This is a genomic window from Micromonospora sp. DT68 (assembly GCF_049847245.1).
GTDB classification, from domain to species: Bacteria; Actinomycetota; Actinomycetes; order Mycobacteriales; family Micromonosporaceae; genus Micromonospora; species Micromonospora profundi.
On the sequence record NZ_JBNCNZ010000053.1, the window covers coordinates 1 to 958 of the forward strand.

Genomic DNA, 958 nt, shown 5'->3' on the forward strand with positions numbered 1-958 from the left:
GCCGCGCGGTATTTTGGTGGGTCACCCACCGACTTCACCGGCGACGGACGCGACGACGTCATCGCGTTCACCCACAGCCCCCTCGCCGACGCCTACGTCGCCACCTCCACCGGCACCACCTTCACCGGCACCACCATCAAATGGCACGACTGGTTCGCCCTCACCGGCGAAACACCCCTCACCGGCGACGCCAACGGCGACGGCCGCGACGACGCCATCGTCTTCACCCACAGCCCCCTCGCCGACGTCCACGTCGCCCTCTCCACCGGCACCACCTTCGCCCCCAGCACCACATGGCACGACTGGTTCGCCCCCGGCACCGAAATACCCGCCATCGGCGACGTCAACGGCGACGGCAAAGACGACATCATCACCTTCACCCACGACACCAACGCCGACGTCTACGTCGCCCTCTCCACCGGCACATCCTTCACCGGCACCGCCGTCAAATGGCACGACTACTTCTCCATCGGCGGAGAATTCCCCGCCATCGGCGACGTCAACGGCGACGGACTCGACGACATCATCACCTTCACCCAAGGCCCCGCCACCGCCTCCGACGTCATCGTCGCCCTCTCCAACGGCACATCCTTCGGACCACCACAAAAATGGCACGACCTCTTCGCCGTCGGCGGCGAACAACCCCGCGTCGGCGACATCAACGGCGACGGCAAAGACGACATCGTCACCTTCACCTGCAACACCGACGCCGACGTCTACGCCGCCGTCTCCACCGGCACCACCTTCACCGGCACCACCATCAAATGGCACGACCACTTCTGCCTACCCGGCGAATTCCCCTACCTCGCCGACACCAACGGCGACGGCAAAGACGACCTCATCGTCTTCACCAAAGGAACCACCAACGACATCCACGTCGCCCTCTCCACCGGCACCACCTTCGCCCCCAGCACCAAATGGCACGACTACTTCGGCCTCAACGGCGAAACCACCCTCT

Annotated in this window: 1 protein-coding gene; it reads left to right on the top strand. The window is 65.1% G+C overall.

The genetic code is table 11. The features are described from left to right. Positions 1–958: FG-GAP repeat domain-containing protein (locus ACPXB1_RS30580; RefSeq protein WP_425736169.1), on the top strand; the 958-nt coding region annotated here is incomplete at both ends.